This is a genomic window from uncultured Gordonia sp., assembly GCF_937858515.1.
Taxonomy (GTDB): domain Bacteria; phylum Actinomycetota; class Actinomycetes; order Mycobacteriales; family Mycobacteriaceae; genus Gordonia.
The window spans coordinates 1-14,716 of record NZ_CALLZT010000175.1; the positions used below are offsets into that span (position 1 = coordinate 1).

General features: G+C 65.8%; 25 protein-coding genes. 22 read left to right on the forward strand and 3 right to left on the reverse strand.

Going from position 1 to position 14,716, the window contains the following annotated elements:
- Window positions 1–12: 12 nt before the first annotated feature.
- The gene (locus Q0627_RS17150; RefSeq protein WP_298811631.1) at window positions 13–417 is read right to left on the reverse strand and encodes a helix-turn-helix transcriptional regulator; all 405 of its coding nucleotides are present in this window, start codon (window positions 415–417) and stop codon (window positions 13–15) included.
- Between the two features lie 92 nt (window positions 418–509).
- On the opposite strand from Q0627_RS17150, the gene Q0627_RS17155 reads away from it, so the two are divergent.
- The gene (locus Q0627_RS17155; protein WP_291016909.1) at window positions 510–695 is read left to right on the forward strand and encodes a helix-turn-helix transcriptional regulator; all 186 of its coding nucleotides are present in this window, start codon (window positions 510–512) and stop codon (window positions 693–695) included.
- A gap of 5 nt (window positions 696–700) precedes the next feature.
- Here Q0627_RS17155 and Q0627_RS17160 read toward each other — a convergent pair whose 3' ends face one another.
- Both Q0627_RS17160 and Q0627_RS17165 read right to left on the reverse strand, forming a co-directional pair.
- The gene (locus Q0627_RS17160) at window positions 701–997 is read right to left on the reverse strand and encodes a hypothetical protein (RefSeq protein WP_291016908.1); all 297 of its coding nucleotides are present in this window, start codon (window positions 995–997) and stop codon (window positions 701–703) included.
- A gap of 135 nt (window positions 998–1,132) precedes the next feature.
- A complete protein-coding gene (locus tag Q0627_RS17165; RefSeq protein WP_291016906.1) occupies window positions 1,133–1,624 on the reverse strand; it encodes a hypothetical protein in 492 nt (163 codons plus the stop codon).
- Between the two features lie 270 nt (window positions 1,625–1,894).
- On the opposite strand from Q0627_RS17165, the gene Q0627_RS17170 reads away from it, so the two are divergent.
- From Q0627_RS17170 to Q0627_RS17270, 21 genes are all read left to right on the forward strand, one after another.
- The gene (locus tag Q0627_RS17170; protein WP_291016904.1) at window positions 1,895–2,179 is read left to right on the forward strand and encodes a hypothetical protein; all 285 of its coding nucleotides are present in this window, start codon (window positions 1,895–1,897) and stop codon (window positions 2,177–2,179) included.
- The gene (locus tag Q0627_RS17175; protein ID WP_291016901.1) at window positions 2,179–2,532 is read left to right on the forward strand and encodes a hypothetical protein; all 354 of its coding nucleotides are present in this window, start codon (window positions 2,179–2,181) and stop codon (window positions 2,530–2,532) included. The genes Q0627_RS17170 and Q0627_RS17175 overlap by 1 nt, the downstream gene beginning before the upstream one ends.
- On the forward strand, window positions 2,529–3,005 hold the full coding sequence (locus Q0627_RS17180) for a hypothetical protein (protein ID WP_291016899.1): 477 nt from the start codon (window positions 2,529–2,531) through the stop codon (window positions 3,003–3,005). Before Q0627_RS17175 ends, Q0627_RS17180 begins: the two co-directional genes overlap by 4 nt.
- Window positions 3,002–3,376, forward strand: a complete 375-nt coding sequence (locus Q0627_RS17185; protein WP_291016897.1) for a hypothetical protein — start codon at window positions 3,002–3,004, stop codon at window positions 3,374–3,376. The genes Q0627_RS17180 and Q0627_RS17185 overlap by 4 nt, the downstream gene beginning before the upstream one ends.
- Complete coding sequence (locus Q0627_RS17190) at window positions 3,373–3,591, forward strand: hypothetical protein (protein WP_291016894.1); 219 nt, start codon at window positions 3,373–3,375, stop codon at window positions 3,589–3,591. Before Q0627_RS17185 ends, Q0627_RS17190 begins: the two co-directional genes overlap by 4 nt.
- Window positions 3,588–3,935 (forward strand): hypothetical protein, encoded by a 348-nt coding sequence (locus Q0627_RS17195; RefSeq protein ID WP_291016892.1) that lies wholly within the window; start codon window positions 3,588–3,590, stop codon window positions 3,933–3,935. The genes Q0627_RS17190 and Q0627_RS17195 overlap by 4 nt, the downstream gene beginning before the upstream one ends.
- Before the next feature lie 107 nt (window positions 3,936–4,042).
- Window positions 4,043–4,309 (forward strand): hypothetical protein, encoded by a 267-nt coding sequence (locus tag Q0627_RS17200; protein ID WP_291016890.1) that lies wholly within the window; start codon window positions 4,043–4,045, stop codon window positions 4,307–4,309.
- Window positions 4,310–4,314: 5 nt separating this feature from the next.
- Window positions 4,315–5,946 (forward strand): ParB/RepB/Spo0J family partition protein, encoded by a 1,632-nt coding sequence (locus Q0627_RS17205; protein WP_291016887.1) that lies wholly within the window; start codon window positions 4,315–4,317, stop codon window positions 5,944–5,946.
- A gap of 74 nt (window positions 5,947–6,020) precedes the next feature.
- Window positions 6,021–6,209, forward strand: a complete 189-nt coding sequence (locus Q0627_RS17210) for a hypothetical protein (RefSeq protein WP_291016884.1) — start codon at window positions 6,021–6,023, stop codon at window positions 6,207–6,209.
- A complete protein-coding gene (locus tag Q0627_RS17215; RefSeq protein WP_291016881.1) occupies window positions 6,191–7,684 on the forward strand; it encodes a DNA translocase FtsK in 1,494 nt (497 codons plus the stop codon). Before Q0627_RS17210 ends, Q0627_RS17215 begins: the two co-directional genes overlap by 19 nt.
- Window positions 7,681–8,199, forward strand: a complete 519-nt coding sequence (locus Q0627_RS17220; protein WP_291016878.1) for a hypothetical protein — start codon at window positions 7,681–7,683, stop codon at window positions 8,197–8,199. Before Q0627_RS17215 ends, Q0627_RS17220 begins: the two co-directional genes overlap by 4 nt.
- On the forward strand, window positions 8,196–8,459 hold the full coding sequence (locus Q0627_RS17225; RefSeq protein ID WP_291016875.1) for a hypothetical protein: 264 nt from the start codon (window positions 8,196–8,198) through the stop codon (window positions 8,457–8,459). The genes Q0627_RS17220 and Q0627_RS17225 overlap by 4 nt, the downstream gene beginning before the upstream one ends.
- A gap of 1,597 nt (window positions 8,460–10,056) precedes the next feature.
- Window positions 10,057–10,854 carry a hypothetical protein gene (locus Q0627_RS17230; protein ID WP_291016872.1) on the forward strand — a complete coding sequence of 266 codons (798 nt, stop codon included), beginning with the start codon at window positions 10,057–10,059 and terminating at the stop codon, window positions 10,852–10,854.
- Window positions 10,855–10,856: 2 nt separating this feature from the next.
- On the forward strand, window positions 10,857–11,135 hold the full coding sequence (locus Q0627_RS17235; RefSeq protein ID WP_291016869.1) for a hypothetical protein: 279 nt from the start codon (window positions 10,857–10,859) through the stop codon (window positions 11,133–11,135).
- Between the two features lie 266 nt (window positions 11,136–11,401).
- Window positions 11,402–11,653, forward strand: a complete 252-nt coding sequence (locus Q0627_RS17240) for a hypothetical protein (RefSeq protein ID WP_291016866.1) — start codon at window positions 11,402–11,404, stop codon at window positions 11,651–11,653.
- Window positions 11,653–12,150: an HNH endonuclease gene (locus Q0627_RS17245; protein WP_291016863.1), complete on the forward strand. Its 498-nt coding sequence runs from the start codon at window positions 11,653–11,655 to the stop codon at window positions 12,148–12,150. The genes Q0627_RS17240 and Q0627_RS17245 overlap by 1 nt, the downstream gene beginning before the upstream one ends.
- Complete coding sequence (locus Q0627_RS17250) at window positions 12,150–12,347, forward strand: hypothetical protein (RefSeq protein ID WP_291016861.1); 198 nt, start codon at window positions 12,150–12,152, stop codon at window positions 12,345–12,347. Before Q0627_RS17245 ends, Q0627_RS17250 begins: the two co-directional genes overlap by 1 nt.
- Complete coding sequence (locus Q0627_RS17255) at window positions 12,347–12,562, forward strand: hypothetical protein (RefSeq protein WP_291016860.1); 216 nt, start codon at window positions 12,347–12,349, stop codon at window positions 12,560–12,562. The genes Q0627_RS17250 and Q0627_RS17255 overlap by 1 nt, the downstream gene beginning before the upstream one ends.
- Window positions 12,562–13,053 (forward strand): hypothetical protein, encoded by a 492-nt coding sequence (locus tag Q0627_RS17260; RefSeq protein WP_291016857.1) that lies wholly within the window; start codon window positions 12,562–12,564, stop codon window positions 13,051–13,053. The genes Q0627_RS17255 and Q0627_RS17260 overlap by 1 nt, the downstream gene beginning before the upstream one ends.
- Complete coding sequence (locus tag Q0627_RS17265) at window positions 13,046–14,086, forward strand: terminase (RefSeq protein WP_291016855.1); 1,041 nt, start codon at window positions 13,046–13,048, stop codon at window positions 14,084–14,086. Before Q0627_RS17260 ends, Q0627_RS17265 begins: the two co-directional genes overlap by 8 nt.
- On the forward strand, window positions 14,070–14,714 hold the full coding sequence (locus tag Q0627_RS17270; RefSeq protein ID WP_291016852.1) for a terminase: 645 nt from the start codon (window positions 14,070–14,072) through the stop codon (window positions 14,712–14,714). The genes Q0627_RS17265 and Q0627_RS17270 overlap by 17 nt, the downstream gene beginning before the upstream one ends.
- Window positions 14,715–14,716 lie beyond the last annotated feature (2 nt).

Sequence of the window (14,716 nt, forward strand, 5' to 3'; positions counted from 1 at the left end):
TAGAGCATCTGACTACGGATCAGAAGGTTTGGGGTTCGAATCCCTACGGGCGCACTCATCACCCCCGGTTGGGCCGTCAGGTCCGGTCGGGGGTGCTTTTTTCAGGCCGGTCGTGACGTACATGAACGAGATTCCCGTCTCGTCACAGATCTGCCCGATCAGGTCAATACCGAACTCGACGTGGCCAGTCATGCGCCGCGAGAGTGCGCCCTGAGTCATTCCGATGCGTCTCGCGACCTCGCTCACGGAGATCCGCCGCTGTGCGAGCTCGCTGCGCAGTCGTCGGGCGACGGCTTCAGATCGGGTCTCGTCCCGATCTCCGTCGATCACCATCAATGTCGTCATGAGCAGGAGTTTACGCGCTGAGCGTGTGAATGCAAGATGGACGAGTAACCAATAGATCAACGCGTGATCCATGTCATGGCTTGACGACTAAGCGCTGAGCGCGTAGATATGTCGCCATGCACCAATCATTAGCTGAGCGTGTAGCTGGCAATGTACGCGCCGAGATGGCCAGGGCAGGCGTGTCTCAGGTCGAGCTTGCCCGAAGGCTGGGTCGGTCGCAGCAATACATCTCTCGTCGAGTCGTCGGTTCCGTCTCGTTTGGCGTCGACGAACTGGAGACCGTCGCGTCGGCGCTAGGTACGACGATCGACCAGCTGCTCAGCGAGCGTGCCGTGAAGGCGGGTGCGTGATGGCCCTACTGCGACATGCGAACGAACGTCTCGACGTAGCTGCGAGGCAGATGACCGAGTTCGTACTCGGGTGGAAAGGTCATGGCGATCGGTATGCCTGCGGTTACCCAGAGCTGCACATACTCGCCGCTGTCGGCCGGTATCCGGAAAAAGTGACGGCCGTCGAAGACGGCGTCAATGCAGTGCATGACTTCCATCAAGTCCTCGGCGATCTCGGCGTTCACCGAGAACTCGAGGCCGTTGTAGTTGATGACTGCGCGGTGTCCAGACATGGGGAAGTACTCGAAAAGAGGATTGTTCACCCTCGGATCGTAGGTGCCTTGCCGCCGACGCTGGCCGTGTTCCGTGGTTCGGCTGATACGGCGGTGGCGTGATGGCTGAGTTCCTGATCGGGAGCCTGATTGGATTTGCGCTTGTCGCGTTGGTGGTCGGCGCGCTCAAGTTCGTCGAGGATCGGCGCGAATGGCGGGAGGCGGAACGAGAACGACGCGCCGTGGACCGTGATTGGGGTGGTCCCAGGTGATCCAGAAGTCTGCACCGCCGCCGAACGTGCGGGCGAATCTGACGACGACCTCGTCGCGGTGCTCGATGCGCTCGAACTCGGCAACGTACTGCATTGACGGTTCGCCGCGACTGTCGGTCTCGGGCACTCGAACGTTTAGCGCGGCATCGCCTGTCACATTGCGGAGAACGTACGTGTGTGCCGGGTGTGAGTGTGTCCGGATCTCCCATTCGGGTAGTCGATCAACCTGCACTTGCTCGAGCTGTGCGAGCGTCCGCAGAGCGCCGACTTGTGATTCTGCACGGATCTGCGCGGTCTCGGCGCGCTCGCGCGAGCTCTTCGACTTGTTGGCTTCCCACCATGAGAAGGCTGCAAAACCGGTAGATAACGCCGCTGCCACCCAGGCCGCGAGACTGCCCCACTCCATTGAAAAGCTCCCCTACGTTGCACGGGCTGGCACCCGTTATGGAACCGGCGTGATTCCTGTGTCACGTCGGTGGTTGCAGCGTAGGGGTTGGGTCCGACAGTCCCCGTCCGCTGGATGCGGCGAGGAGGCCTCCGCGGGGGCTGTCGGACCGTCATCCGGGCCGGGGGCGTGATGGGCCGCGATCTGGATTGGCTGTTCTCTCATTTCGATCGTGCGAATGCCGCGTCGGCTGCGTTTGCTGCTGGGCTGGCGGCTCGGCGGGGTGTGGACATGTCAGGGGCGGACGGCACCGAGGTGCCGCGTGTCGCTGCTGCCAGCGGGGTGGTGTCGGCTGGGCCCCTGGCGTGTCCAGACCCTTCGGGGGTCGGTGGTGTCGATGTCGCGGTCGGGGCGTCATCGTCGGTGTCTTTGCCGGTGGGTGAGGACGTGTGGGTGCGGGTGTGGCGGGCGCTTGATGCGCTCGGTGCCGTGCTCGGTGAGTTGTTCGACCAAGAAGAAGGTGATCCCGCCGACCTTGGCCGTCGGCGGGATCTGCGAATCGATTGGAGATTCTGATGTTCGATAGTACGCCCTGGCTCGGTTCGGGGTTCCTGGAGTTGCTGGCGTTGTGTTTCCTCGCGGTGCTGGCGGTGGCGACGTTGGTGGTGTGGGTCGTGGACCGGGTCCATCGCCGCGCCCAGCGTGTGGCCCAGCGTGCCGTCGAGCTGGGGGCCGGTCTGGATGCTGAGGTGGACCGGCTGTTGGACGACGGTCGGGTCCTGGCTGATGACGGGTGGGTGTTGCATGATCCGGTGTCGCGGGTGGTGTCGGCGTCGTGTCCGTTGCGGGTGCTGCCGCACCGGTACGGGCACGAGTCGCTGACCGGGGGCCGGCATCGTCGCGGCGAGCAGGCCGGCGGTGTGCGATGAGTACGGCTGAGGAGCACTATCAGCAGGCCGCGGCGCTGCTGGCGAAGGTCTACACGTCCGATAGTACGGCCGATGAGGATCCGTTGACGGTGGCGACGGTCGCGCAGGTGCATGCGGTGCTGGCGGTGGCGACGGTGCTCAACGACATCCTGACGCGGATGCCGGAACCGACGAGGAACATCCGGGTCAACTCGACGCCGCCGTCGGCGTGGGATCGGGCCCGGAATCGGTGCCGGTCCTGTGGTGCGTCGATCTTGTGGTGCACCACCGATGGTGGGAAGTCGATGCCGGTGGATGCGGAGCCGGCCGCGTTCGGGAATGTGTTCGTCGAGCCGGATGCGTCGGGTCGGGGGTTGTTGGCGCGGGTGTCGTCGGCGCCGACGCTCGAAGACGATGATGGGCCGCGGTATTTGTCGCATCATGTGACGTGCCCGAAGGCTGATCTGCATCGCAAGTCGGGGGTGCAGCGATGACCCGGCGGGTGTGGGCGGCCGCCGTGGCGGTCATCTCGGTGGTGGTGGTGGTGGTGTTGTTCGCGCCGGCCGCACCGGCCGCGCCGTTGCCGTATCGGCAGGTGGCGTGCGCCCCGGGGGCCGAGAATGTGTCGCAGAACTTCGGTTCGCCCTCTGGTGGTCCCTCGCGGATCGATGGGCCGATGGGTGGTACCGGGTGGCAATGCCGAACGTACACAACACCGTTCGCCGGGTATATGCGTGTGGCTTCTCGACGGGTGGGTGTGCCACTCAAGTGTGAGATCTGGCGGGGGTCGGTGCGGATGGTGTGGGACGAGAACGTCACCGCGGTCGGCTGCTACATCATCCCGTCGCAAGGGGCCCGGTCGTGACGCGCCGCGCTGAGGTCGATGAGCGGTTGGCCGGGGACTTGGATCTCGTCTCGCACTGCCACCGCACCAACGGTGCCGAGCTGTGTGTGGTGCGCCGCGGCCTGCGCACCCAGATCACGGTCATCAACACCGATGGTGTGTGGGCACCGTGCATGCTCGACGAGGAGCAGCGGAGGCAGTTGATCGGCACGCTCGGTGGGGTGGTGGTGTCGTGAGGCGGGCGGCGTTGTCGACGTCGGTGATCGCGGCGGCGGAGATCCCGGACCCTGCGTGGGGGTGGGATGTGCCGTTCGAGGTGGCCGGTCAGGTGCTGTGGATGCTGATAGGCCGGCATTGGCCGGACCCGGCTGATCCGCGGGCGTTGCGGCGGTTCGCGCCGTCGCCGTTCGAGGCGGCTGTGCATCAGGTGATCGAGTGCGCGCCGACCGATCAGCGGCAACGGTTGGCGGTGTTGTATCCGCAGCAGGTGTATGCGTGGATGATCGTCGAGCTGCCCGGTGGAGTGGAGTTGTTGCGGGAAGTGGTGCGCCGCAAGGACCCCGCCGTGGTGCACGGATAGTCGCTGCGATGTCGCGTCCTCGTCCTCGTCGTGAGCCTGCCCGTTGTCGGTGGTGTGATCTGCCGGTGCGGTGGTGGCCGAACACCAAACGCGACACAGTGCTGTGTGTGGACTGGTCGCCGGACCCGAATGGATATGTGCGGCAGGTCAACACGATCGATCCGGTGTCGCGTCGGCCGGTGACGTACGGGCAGGTCCTCACCGATGACGAGGTCGCCGCGGCGCATGCGGACGGGACGGACACCAAGTTGTTCACGTTGCATTCGCGGACGTGTGCCGCGCAGAAGCCGCGGAATCCGAAACCCGAAGGGTTGCAGATCCTTCGGCCTGACGGAACCCCTCTCAAATCTAAGAAACTCCGAAAAGGGTTGTGAAACATATGACTTCCAAGAAGTCCACCACGGTGGTGGAGACGTTGACCGGTGAGTTCGTTCCCGCGGATGTGGAGTTCCGGCTGCTGCCGACCGATTCGCTTGTGCCGCATGCACACAATGTGCGGCGCTCGGTCGGCGATGTGGCCGAGTTGGCGGCCTCGATCAAGTCCTCAGGTGTGCATGAGCCGCTGATCGTGCAGCCCAATGGTGTGCCGGATCGGTGGGTGATCCTGGCCGGGCATCGCCGGCACGCCGCGGCGCAGATCGCGAAGGTCGAGTCGGTGCCGTGTCTGATCCGGCGGGATCTCGACGAGGTCGCCCAGCGGGTCCTGATGCTGACCGAGAACACTCAGCGGGCGGATCTGGATCCGCTCGAGGAGGCCGACGGTGTGCAGGGCCTGCTTGATCTCGGGCTCACCGATAAGGATGCGGCGGCCGAGTTGGGGTGGTCGCTGCAGAAGGTACGACGCCGGCGGAAGATCGCCGCGCTGCCGCCGCCGGTGAAGGCGCGGATCGACGCTCTCAATCCTGAGGTGCCGGTGACTCTGGCCGATGCCGAGTTCATCGCCGCCGACACCAACGAGCTCGACGTGCGGGATCTGACGAAGGCGCTCGGGACGCGGGACTGGGCAACGACGAAGTGGTTGGTGGCTGCGCGTCGGGATGCTCGGGCGAAGATCGCGAAGGTCAGGGCGTCGGCGAAGAAGCTGGGTATCGCGTCGGGGACGTGGCCGGATCTGGTGGCCGCCACCAGGCAGGCTGATGACCGGTTCGGTGGCCGGGTGCATCTGGCGGTGGAGACGAATTGGCATTGCCGTTCTGGTGCTGATGAGCAGTTGGCGACGGCCGAGGATTCGGTGGCGTTCGTGCGGGTGTCGCCGAACGCCGATCCGCGGTCGCTGCTGACGGTGGGCAGCATTAGGACTGATGCGGTGCTGATGGTGTGGGTGGCCGGTGATGAGTTCGATGATCCCGTCACCCCGGACGCTGACTCGGACTCGGACCCCGTCGACGAGGACCCGGCCGGCGATGTGGACCGGGCCGGCGATGCGGACACTGATGCTGGTCGTGTCCCGGGTGATGGTCCGCCGCAGTATCCCGGCGCCGTGGCCGAGCGTGAGCGCGCCGACCGCGACCGCCAGCGCACCGAGGCCCAGGAGACGGAGTTGGCGGCGCAGCACTCGGCTGATGAGCAGCGTCTGGCGGCGACGGCGGTCCGCCGCCGGTGGATCGCCGAGCAGATCACGACGGCGTCGTTGGAGACGGCGCAGGCGTTCGCCGAGTTCGCGTTCGGTGCGCTCGATGCCGGCGCAGTGCTGGCGCGACCGGATCTGTTGCCGTTCCTGCCGATTGAGGACTCTGGTCAGGGCAATGATTCGGGTCGGGTGCTTGATTGGGTGCTCGGGCATGCGTCGGCGTCGTCGTTGCTGTGCGTGCACGCGTTCATGATCTTGCAGGCCGCAGATCGGCACGTGAACAGAGCCGAGTCGGCGCAGTGGATGTCTGTGTCGGAGATGAAGGTGGTCGTTGGCTACGTGGATCTGTTGGAGCAGTGCGGGCATGTGCTCTCCAGCAGTGAGGTCGCCTACCGTGACGAGCTGCTCGCGGCGCTCGACGACGCCGGCGAGGATGCGTGATGTGGATGCTGACAGGTGGTGGCATTCGCTCTCGCCGCGCCGGCGTGAGCAGTTGTATCGGTGGTTCGCCAACGATGTCGGCGCCGCGTCGCGGGCACCTGGTCCTGGTCAGCGGGCGTTGCTCGGTGCCGATGTCCCCGTCGACGATGCGCCGGCGGGTGTTCGGGGCGGTCGTCGGCGTCGTCGAGCTCGTGACGCTGATCGTGGGGCTGGTGGCCATTCGGGTGGCGGCAGCGTGTAGGCGGTGGTCAGCGTGCCGGTGACGGTGGTCGACGCTCAGGTCGGGACCGCTGATCTGCGGCGTGCGTTGATCTCGGTGTTGCCGCACATCAGCCGGGATGAGCAGATTCCGGTGTTGATGCGGGCCCGGATGTGGATCGATCCCGAGCACCTGATCATCGGCGCGACGGACCGGTTCACCGCGGGGTTGGCGCGGGTGTCGGTGTGGTCGCAAACGTTCCCCGCTCACGGGGTGATCGATCTGACCGCCGATGATCTGATGTCGATCTTGCAGGTGCACAAGGCCGTGCGGGAATCGGTGACCGATTTCCCTCAGTGGCAGGTCCGGGTGTCGTTGCTGGACAAAACGCGTGCTGGTGCGGTCGGTGCTGATGGTCCGGAGTTGCAGTTGACGGTCACCGACGCGACGGGCCTGTTCGAGGGGACCGATGCTCGGCGGTCGGTGGATGTGGTGCCGTTGCCGCCGGAGCAGGGTTTTCCGGATGTGCGGATGTTGGTGGCATCGAAGTTGCGCACGCAGATCGCTTGGCCGCACACCGAGTTCGGCGCGAACATGGAGTACCTTGCGCGGTTCGGGAAGGCGCAGAAGGCGTATTCGACGCCGACGGCGTTGGCGCACGCGAAACTGTTCCGCACCTCGCCGGTAGATCGTCGGGGGTTGGTGACGATCGCGGTGGGTGATTCGTTCGTCGGCTGCCTGTCGCCGGTGGTGTTGCCTGAGGGCGATTCGTCGTTCACCGGTGATATGGCGTCGTGGTCGGCGTGTTTGCCTGATCGTGGCGAGCCCGATCAGATCCCGCTGCCCGTTGAACCGATGGAACGCAATCTGAACAATGCCGACACCGATCTGTTGTTGCGGTCGGTGTGTGCGCGGGTGGTGCGGTTGCAGTTCGCTGACCCGGCGTCGTTGGCGGCGCGGTTCGGTGTGCGGGCCAAGGACGCGGCGTGGCTGCTCGATCAGCTCGCCGGAGTCCGGATCGTGGCCCACGGCTCCGATGTCGCGTCGTGCTCGTTGGAGGCACGCAAGGTGCTGTGGCCGGCCGACCGCGTCGACGATGCTCTCGCCGAGCTCGGACCCGCACCGACACCGAAACCACCTGCCGACACCACCGGCGATGGTAAGGCCGGTAGGGCGCCGTTCGATCTGCGCACCGCGTCAGGGGCGCTACTCGCACCGGGCGAACCGGGATCGGGAGATGCCCCGGGTCCGAACTCAGACGCGGACCTGGACCCGCCGAGCCTGTTGCCGGATACGAATCAGTTGTTGCTGGATGCAGCTCAGAAGGTGATCGAAACCCAGTTCGGTGCCGCCGCTCAACTACAGCGGGTCCTGAACATTCCGCTCGCTCGGGCGTATCGGCTGCTCGACGAGTTGGAAGCGCTCGGCATCGTCGGCCCGGCCCCGGGCGGGTTGCACGCCCGTGAAGTGCTCTACCCGGTCGAGCGTCTCGGCGAGGCGTTGACCCACATCATCACCACACAGGAGGGTGACCAATGACCCAGCATGTCAGTGTCTTTCAGGACCCCGATATCGGCGACATCGCGTACGCCCTGCCCGACAAAACCGGCTACACCGTCGTTGAGTTGTCGGGTAGCCAGTTCAACTTCGTCACCGCCGCGAGTATGCCGGACCGGTTTGTGCCGGTGCGGCCGGCACCGACGCTCGAGGAGGCTCGCGAGCTCGTCGGCGCCGAGTTGCCGGAGCCGGATGCGGGTGATCCGGTGCATGTGCGGTGGGCGGGGATGCTGCTGGTCGATCTCGACGGCCGTGCCGCGTGCTATTGCGCGGGTGATTTCTTCGCGGCGGCGGAGTCGCTGGAGGAGGAGATCGAGGCCCGGGAGACGAATGCTCGTCGGCATTCTGCGCAGGTGCTGGCGGTCGCGCAGGCTATTCAGATCACCGATCATCACGATAAGAAGTGGTCTGATCTGTCGGAGTCGGTCCGTGATCTGTATCTGTTGCGTGCCGATGCCGCGGTGATGGCGTTGCAGTTGCTGGAGCTGGAGTCGTGACGGGGACCGCGCCGGCGGCGTGGGCTCGTCATGGTGCGGCGTGCTCGTTGCCGACGTACGTCATCGATCCGGACACCGGTGATCGGGTCAAAGGTGTGTTGTCGCCGTGGGTGCCGATCCGGTTGCGGTTCTCCCACATCGATGACGAGGGCCGGAAGGTGTGGGTGGTGCCGGCCGAGCGTTTCGGGCCGGGTGCGTCGATCAGGCTGGATCCGTTGCCTGATGACGTGCGGGTGACCTACGAGGTCCTGCGGCCATGATGCCTCGGTGTGTGCGGTGTCAGGCGCAGGTGAATGCGCATTTTGTGGTGTGCGCGGATTGTGAGCATGGCCGGCCTGATCCGGACCGTACGCATGCGGCGTTCCGCGCCCGGGCCGCGGCTGCTCGTGCTGCGGCCGTGGCTGCGTACTCGGGTCAGCGGGTGGATCTGGAGTTGGTGTCGGGTCGTGCCGCTGTGCAGGAGGAACCTGACCAGCCTCGTCGGCGGCGTGGAGGCCGTCGGCGGTGACTGGCACGCTGTGTTGCCTTGCCCGTGGTCCCCCGGTCGTTCTACGTGAGTGTGGTTGTGGTGCTTTGGTGTTCAGCGGAAGGCGTATCTGGTGGCTTGGGTGCGGTGGGGCGATGGCTCGGCGATGCACCCTCGTTTCCTGGAGGTGCTGGACCATCCCGAGTGTGATGACCGGCTGCTGAATGAGGTAGCCGGGTTCGTGTCCAGGTGCGCAGCCCAATCCGGGCTGCATTCAACGGATTACGTTGTCACGCTCGGAACGGCAAAGATCGTTGGCGGAATGTCACGCTGGGAGTTGCTGACCCAGGTGTGCGTATTTGCCGAGTTGATGACCGAGGTATTCGACGAGGCCGGAACTGTGATTGCGTTCAAACTCGTGGATGACGATCCCGAGTTTCTACATTTGCGACTCAAGGCGGAACTCGATTGGGAACGGCAACGGAAGGCTGATGCGAATCGTCCGAATCTGATTGTGCCGGTGCGTCTCCGAGATGGTGACGGTTGCCGGTGGTGTGGTGCCATTGTGGATTGGAATTATGATCGTAAGTCCGGGAGAGCCGGAACATATGATCATCTGATCCCGGGCGAAGCGGCCACGGTTGACACGTATCTCGTGTGCTGCAAGTCCTGCAATGGCGCTCGCCAAGCTGGGGAGTTCCCACCCGGGGTGACCCAGTTGCTTGACCCACCCGCTGACCCGCATTTCTCGCGGTTCTCGGTGAAGTGGTTGACGGAGAACAAATGGAGGATCAGCCAGGGCCTACCGGTCCCGGATGCGTCCCCCACGTATGTGATCCCGGGCAGACGCGTCGACGGCACCCAGCCGCCGCGCATCGATCGGCCCAGCGGATCAGGACCGACAGATCAGACCGGGCCGGCATCCAGCCGGACCCGGCGGAGTAAGGCGGCAGCCGTAGGCGCCCCTGCCGAACCCTCTGATCGTGGTCCTGAGTCGACGCGCGTCGCGGATGAGTCCGCACCCTCGGCACCCGCTGCGCCGGCCAACTGTCCGGAAGCGCCCGGGGCGGAGTGTGCGCGGACTGCCGTAGGCTCCCCTGCCGCACCGGCTGACGACCAGGCCGGACATGACCTGTCCCCGCCTGGTCTTTGTTCTGCGTCAACCGATCCCGTTCCCGATCTGTCCGGAATCTGTCCGGATCTGGCTGATCCGGACAGATCCGGACAGATCGATGCGGTCCAGGATCTGTCGTCTCTGGTCGGGTCGGGTCGGGTCGGGTCGGTGGTTGTTGATCGTTCGGAAGGTTCGCAGGGGGCTTCTGCTGCTCGGTCGCGTGGTGGTCGTGGTCGGAGGTCTCGTCGTCGTGGTCGAAGTGAGGAGACGTGAGAGTGTGACGGTTCTTGTTGAGGATGACGCCGATCTTGCGCGCAGGCGGTTGGCGGCGAAGTTGCGGGATGTGCGTCGGGATCTGGTGTATCTGGATGCGGCGTGGCCGTTCCTGGTGTCGATGAAGGTGACTGGGACTCAGGCGCGGTGGGCGCAGCACGATCGTCGGCGGTCGGTGTTGTCGGCCGAGCAGCTGGAGGCGATGGGGCATCGTGGTGTGCCCCGCCCGACGCCGGCGTGTGTGTCGGTGCTTGATGTGCTCGCCGAGATCCAGACGGCGGCGGTGCGGATCGCGAACGAGGTGTTGTTCGTGGTGCCGTGGCAGGCGTGCGTGTGGCGGCCTGCGTGGTCGCCTCAGTTCGATGTGCGTCCGTGGTTGCGGATGTCGGCGGCGTTGCTGCCGCAGGCGCATCTGCGCACCGTCGACGAGGATGATCCGTTGGCGCCGTGGTGTGAGCGGATCATCGGTGCGACACCGGACGCCGCGGCTCGGCTGCTCGGTGATGTGCGGTCGGGTCAGGATCTCGCGGGGATCTGCCCGTGGTGTGAGGGGTTGACGGCCCGCGGTGTGGGTGAGCCGACGTTGCGGGTCCATTACCCGGACGAGCTGGACTTCTCACGTCCTCTGGATGCGGTGAGCCTCGTCGCCGATGGCGGTCCGGGCCCGTTGATTGTGTGTCACGGCGCGAATTGCACTCCCCCGTCTCGTGATTGCGGGATGCGATGGCATGGGCATCCGGCGTGGAACACCCGTGAGTGGGAGTGGTTGGCCAAACGATTGAAGTCTCCGGAAGGACGTTGAGGGTGAACATCATTGAGTTCGTGGAGGCGCGGCTGGATGAGGCGGCGAGGTCTGCGGTGGCGGGTGAGCCGTTGGGGTATGACCAGGTGTGCCGGATCGTCGACGTGCTGCGTGCGATGGCGATGCAGGTGGCCGCGTACCTCGACGGGTCCCCGACTGATCAGCCGGTCGCGGCGGGGTTGTTGCCGATGGCGATGATCTGGTCCGAGCATCCCGATTGCACGCCGGCGCTGTGGTTCCCGAAGATGATCGCGAACGGCGGTGCGCCCGGTGTTGTGTAGTCGAATCGAAACGAGATCAATCCGGATCAGATCAGATCGGATGAGATCAGATGAGATTGGATCGAATCAGAACGAGATCAGTTCGGATCGGATTCTTGGGGCCGCGGTCGTGACCTGGCTGTCGCGGGTTATGCACAGGTATCCTGAGCGCGTTGGCTGCTGCGTGCCCGGAGTCTGGCACGTGCTGCTCGTCCTCGCTGGTCGCCGCCGAACGAATCCATCCCTTCCCTGCTTGGTGGTCCGGCTCGGTGTCGGCGGTGGTCGGCATGGATGAGCAGCGAATGGCCGCGTTGCGGTCGGCGATCGAAGCGGTCTGTCGTGAGGATTTGAACCTCGGAGCGAATGACATCATTACTGATTTCATCGTCGTGGCTGGTGTCGTTGACCTGGTGGACAACACCAGTGGTGTGTTCCTGGTGCAGCCGGACACCCCGACGTACACCACTCGTGGGCTGCTGGCGTGTGCGGTCGACATCTGCGCCGCGGGCCCGTACGACCGAGTGGACGGGGACGACTGATGCGCGCGCGGCTGCGTGTGTGCGCAGAGCCGGGATGCGGCCGGGTGCAGGCCGGCGCTCGGTGTCCCGACCATCAGGCGCAACGCAATCGGTGGTTGTCGTCGACGACGCCGACGAAACGATCTCAGGATCGGGATCGTCACCGGCGTGCGGCGGTGGTGGCCAGGCATCGCCGGCGGTTCGGTGACTGGTGTCCGGGGTTCGAGGTGCCGGCGCATGCCTCGTCGGACCTGACCGCTGATCACGTGCACGAGTTGCAGGCCGGCGGTCGGTGGGATGGCCGGTTGCAGGTGCTGTGCCGGGCGTGCAACTCGCGCAAGGGCACGCGGACGACGGCCGCGATGCGCCGCGAGGTCGAACGTTCGTGCGAAGGGGTGGGGGGTGGCCCCGCCGCGGCGCGAAGAGGCCTGGCTCGGGGGAGGGCTCTCGATGGTGCGGAGGGTTCAAGACGTCCGGTGAGAGGCCGGCCGAAGGCTGATGACGAGAGGTCAGGCTGATGGATGTTCGGTTGCTGGGGCTGCGGAACGGGACGAGGTTCCGGTTCCCCGAGTCGGTCTTCCCCGAAGCCACGCTGACTCTGGAGGTGCAGGCTACCGGCGTGCGAGTGGTGATGGAAACCGAAGGCGGAGCGATGATTTCGATATCACCGGCGATGCTCGTCATGTACGAGGGTCGGTTGCAGGTGGTGCGGTGATGGCGAAGTGGGTGCGGTGCCGGCTGCTGCTGACCGCTGGCTCGTCGACTGAGGTGGACGTCGAGTACGTTGCCCGCGACGGCGACGGTGCGGGACTCAAGCCGGGTATCTGGGATGGGATGTTGCACATCCGAGAGGAGACGCGGGTGGCCGGCCGGTATGCCGGCGGCTGGGTGCCGGTTGCTGCGGTCCTCGTTCTGCGTGAGGTTGTCTGATGGCCGGCCACGGTGGTGCGCGGTCGCGGTCGGGGCCGCACCCGAGTATGTACTCGGCGCGGTCGGATGCCCGGGATCTGCGTGCGTTGCGGCTGCCGGTCGGCGGGTACGCCGGCGACTTCCCGCCGTTGTCGGAGCTGCTGCCTGATGCGGTCGAGCGTGAGGGTGTGGTGTGGGCCGGGGTGTGGCGGACTCCGCAAGCAGCGCAGTGGATTCGGGAGTCGTGGCGCTGGCGGTCGATCGCGATGTATGTGCGGTGGATGGTGCGGGCCGAGGACCCCGAGGCGACGGCGGCGACGATCACCGCGGCGCAGCGTCTGGCCGATCAGATCGGGATGACGCCGGCCGGGCTCAAGGAGAACGGCTGGCTGATCGTCGCCGATGATGCCGCGGTGCATGAGGTGACGCAGGAGCGGCAGCGTGCGGTGGGCCGGCGTGCGGCGCGCACGAACGGCGGCGGGAAGCGGATGCGGGCGCTGCCCGATGGATGAATCGTGGATTGTTGATTTCCCGACGCTCGCCGACGTCCAGGACCCATGGGTGCGGGCGCATTGTTGTGTCCCGGACGGGTTCGATCAGGGCGAGCCGTTCGTGATGGCGGACTGGCAGTTCTGGTGCACCGCAAACCATTACCGGGTGCGGTCCTCGGCGCGCTGGCAGCCACGTAAGCCGATGCGCGCGCAGGCCTTCACCTATCGTCGGTCGTTGATCGTGGGTCCGCAGAAGTCGGGCAAGGGGCCGTGGTCGGCGACGGTCGTGGCGACCGAGGCGGTCGGGCCGGCGTTGTTCGCGGGGTGGGCCGAACCTGGTGATGGGTATGCGTGCTCGGACTGGGGGTGTGGGTGTGGGTTCGAGTACGAGTACGAGCCGGGTGACCCGATGGGGATGCCGAATCCGACGCCGCTGATCCAGTTGACCGCCACCAGCGAGGACCAGGTCGACAACGTGTACCGGCCGCTGCGGTCGATGATCAAGATGGGACCGCTGGCCGATCTGATGCTGATCCGTGAGGGGTTCATCCGGTTGCCGGGTGAGGACAACCGGATCGACATCGTGACGGCGTCGGCCTCGTCGCGGCTGGGTAACCCGGTCTCGTTCGTGATCCATGACGAGGACGGGCTGTACACGAAGGAGAACAAGCTGCTCGGTGTCGCGCAGACGCAGCGCCGCGGCGCGGCCGGCATGGACGGGCGGACGATGGCGACAACGAATGCGTGGGACCCGTCGTCAAACTCAGATGCCCAGCGCACGTGGGAATCTCGTGCGAAAGACGTGTTCAAGTTTTTCCGGCAGCCACCGAAGGAATTGTCGTGGGGCAATCGCCGGGACCGGCGCAAGATCTTGCAGCACGTGTACGCCGACTGTCCGTGGGTGACGATCGCGTCGATCGAGGCCGAGGTCAACGACTTGATGGAGACCGACCCGGCGCAGGCCGAACGGTTCTTCGGCAACCGTCTGGTGACCGGTGTCGGGGCGTGGCTGGAGGAAGGGCTGTGGGAGTCGGCGTATGCCCGCACCGGCTGAGATGGTGTGGCTGCCCAATCCGCCTCGCGGCACGCAGATCACGGCGGGGTTTGACGGGTCCGAGTACGAGGACTGGACCGCGCTCAAGTGTGTGACGCGCGGCGGCCGGTTGTTCACGCCGCGGTACGGGCCTGATCGTCGGCCGACGATCTGGGATCCGGCCGAGTGGGGTGGCCAGATCCCGCGGGCCGAGGTCGACGCCGCGGTCGACGAGGTGTTCACCCGGTGGCGGGTGGCGCGCATGTACGCCGATCCGCAGGGCTGGTATTCCGAGATCGGGGCGTGGTCGCGCAAGTATGGCGAGGAGCGGGTCGTGGAGTGGCCGACGAACCGGGACAAGCCGATGTACGAGGCGCTGGTGCGGATGGAGACCGATCTGCGGACGGGCCGGTTGACGCACGACGGGTGTCCGATCACGACTGTGCACATGGGCAATGCGCGCAAGGTGGCGCGGAACTCGCAGCGGTACACGCTCGGCAAGCCGGCCGGGGAGCATCACCGCAAGATCGACACGGCGATCGCGTCGGTGCTGGCGTGGGAGGCCGCCGGTGATGCGTCGAGTGTCGACGGCGGCTGGGATACCGGGCCGAAGGACCGGATCTCGGATGTGATGTACGGATTCAACTAGGA

Excerpts from the sequence above, each read along its gene's own strand:
- Q0627_RS17175 (WP_291016901.1), top strand. The coding sequence starts at position 2,179 with ATGTTCGATAGTACGCCCTGGCTCGGTTCGGGGTTCCTGGAGTTGCTG.
- Q0627_RS17265 (WP_291016855.1), top strand. The coding sequence starts at position 13,046 with ATGGATGAATCGTGGATTGTTGATTTCCCGACGCTCGCCGACGTCCAG.
- Q0627_RS17150 (WP_298811631.1), bottom strand. The coding sequence starts at position 417 with ATGGATCACGCGTTGATCTATTGGTTACTCGTCCATCTTGCATTCACA.
- Q0627_RS17155 (WP_291016909.1), top strand. The coding sequence starts at position 510 with ATGGCCAGGGCAGGCGTGTCTCAGGTCGAGCTTGCCCGAAGGCTGGGT.
- Q0627_RS17185 (WP_291016897.1), top strand. The coding sequence starts at position 3,002 with ATGACCCGGCGGGTGTGGGCGGCCGCCGTGGCGGTCATCTCGGTGGTG.
- Q0627_RS17270 (WP_291016852.1), top strand. The coding sequence starts at position 14,070 with ATGCCCGCACCGGCTGAGATGGTGTGGCTGCCCAATCCGCCTCGCGGC.
- Q0627_RS17210 (WP_291016884.1), top strand. The coding sequence starts at position 6,021 with ATGTCGGCGCCGCGTCGCGGGCACCTGGTCCTGGTCAGCGGGCGTTGC.
- Q0627_RS17205 (WP_291016887.1), top strand. The coding sequence starts at position 4,315 with ATGACTTCCAAGAAGTCCACCACGGTGGTGGAGACGTTGACCGGTGAG.
- Q0627_RS17220 (WP_291016878.1), top strand. The coding sequence starts at position 7,681 with ATGACCCAGCATGTCAGTGTCTTTCAGGACCCCGATATCGGCGACATC.
- Q0627_RS17165 (WP_291016906.1), bottom strand. The coding sequence starts at position 1,624 with ATGGAGTGGGGCAGTCTCGCGGCCTGGGTGGCAGCGGCGTTATCTACC.
- Q0627_RS17250 (WP_291016861.1), top strand. The coding sequence starts at position 12,150 with ATGGATGTTCGGTTGCTGGGGCTGCGGAACGGGACGAGGTTCCGGTTC.
- Q0627_RS17245 (WP_291016863.1), top strand. The coding sequence starts at position 11,653 with ATGCGCGCGCGGCTGCGTGTGTGCGCAGAGCCGGGATGCGGCCGGGTG.
- Q0627_RS17255 (WP_291016860.1), top strand. The coding sequence starts at position 12,347 with ATGGCGAAGTGGGTGCGGTGCCGGCTGCTGCTGACCGCTGGCTCGTCG.
- Q0627_RS17260 (WP_291016857.1), top strand. The coding sequence starts at position 12,562 with ATGGCCGGCCACGGTGGTGCGCGGTCGCGGTCGGGGCCGCACCCGAGT.
- Q0627_RS17180 (WP_291016899.1), top strand. The coding sequence starts at position 2,529 with ATGAGTACGGCTGAGGAGCACTATCAGCAGGCCGCGGCGCTGCTGGCG.
- Q0627_RS17240 (WP_291016866.1), top strand. The coding sequence starts at position 11,402 with ATGGATGAGCAGCGAATGGCCGCGTTGCGGTCGGCGATCGAAGCGGTC.
- Q0627_RS17170 (WP_291016904.1), top strand. The coding sequence starts at position 1,895 with ATGTCAGGGGCGGACGGCACCGAGGTGCCGCGTGTCGCTGCTGCCAGC.